1 protein-coding gene is annotated in these 1,569 nt (G+C 41.3%); it reads right to left on the bottom strand.

The window, feature by feature from the left end:
• Positions 1-1,291 (bottom strand): hypothetical protein (locus WB217_RS17895; RefSeq protein ID WP_423994655.1); only part of this gene is annotated, 1,291 nt, incomplete at its 3' end.
• Between the last annotated feature and the right edge of the window lie 278 nt (positions 1,292-1,569).

Below are 1,569 nucleotides of genomic sequence, written 5' to 3' on the forward strand. Positions count from 1 at the left end.
GAACAGATGTTAACCAGCTTGCTTCTCCATAGAAGTTATAGAGAATCGGCATTTCTCCATGCCACTTTTTCTCAATGAACTTCTTTTCAATAATTTGCATCGCACCTTCGGAATCCATATAGGATTCTTCAAGATTTCCAGTGTAGAAGGTTGCTTTCCCTGTCCTTGAATTCGTCAGTGAATACCCGAGCATTGAGTCGACCCCTTCTTTCGGACTGGTAAAATCGGTGAAATAATACATTTCGCCATTTTCATCGAAGATCGGGCTGACCTGGGCTTCGGTCCCTTCATCCGACGGCAATTTTACATCCTTTTTGCCAAAAAGGCTGTTCCAAAAGCCATGAATGTAATTGCCGTAATAGCTGTTTTGCAGGCTTACTGCTTCTGGGGAAACGGCGCCGTCAATAAACTCAGGTACATCCGCTAAAGCATACATCTTCGTATCCCCCGATTTCGGGTCAACGACCACCACCCCTTTCACTTTAAAGCCGTTGCGGGCAGAGATAAATTCGCCGAAGGTCCTGATATAATAAGGTTTTCCTTCGTCATCGACCTCAAGCTGGGTGTCTCCGTAAAAAATCGACTCAGGATACTGCATTCGTAAATGGCGTTCGATATTTTTATTGAAGAAAGAAGAAGGTGTATAAATCATGTCTGATTTCTTGAATTTTGGATTTGCTGATGAATCTGTGGCACTGATGGTAAAATAACCCGGTGTCGACTTGCCATTCACCCATTTGAAAAGACCCGAAAATTCAACAGGAGCGATATAGACATATTCTCCATTGACCTTTTGGATTTGCAAATTCCCAAGCTCGTAAAAACTTGTATTCGGAACCTGGCCAAACGCCTTTTTCATTTTATTGCGGGCAAAATGAGGAGGGACACTCGCCGGTGTTTCTTTTTCATCAAAGGTTGAAATCTCCATCTTTTCTGCCATTTTCGCAGATTCATATTTATCCTCTGCGTTAAAAAGAAAAGCGAGTAAAAAATACACACCTATAAGCAAGGTGAGCAAAAACATACTCCCTTTAATCATCCGTTCCTTCCCGGCTGCAAAAATCGCTCCGCCAAGCGTGACCAGAATTGCAAACGGCCACAAAGAAGAAAGGTTCCGGTCCAAATTAAACAAATAATAAAACGCAAAAGTCCCAATCGTAAAAAGGACAATAGCAGCGATCAGTAAAACAGACGTCATTTTCCTCTCCTGCTGTTCCCCTTTTGAAAATGGAATCAGAATCAGGGCAGATGCCAGTCCAACCAAAAGCGCAAATAAAATTATATTCCCCATAAAAATCCCCTTATCAATTTGTCCTTAATCTATACGAATAAGAACATATAAAGTTTCACACGGAAGCATGGGGACGTACCCTGCGCTTCTTTTTTATTCAGTTGAGCAAAGGGACGCAGTGGAGCAAAGGGACGTACCCTTTGCTCCTATAAGAAGTTATGTTTAAGTTTTTACAGTTTAAGATCTAATGAGAAATTCTATTTAGAAAACGGAAGCATAAGATACGTCCCCATGATTCCGTGTGAAACTTTATATGTTCTTATTCGTATAGATTAAGG

Origin of the sequence: Mesobacillus sp. (assembly GCF_049588175.1) — a bacterium.
Lineage (GTDB): Bacteria > Bacillota > Bacilli > Bacillales > Cytobacillaceae > Mesobacillus.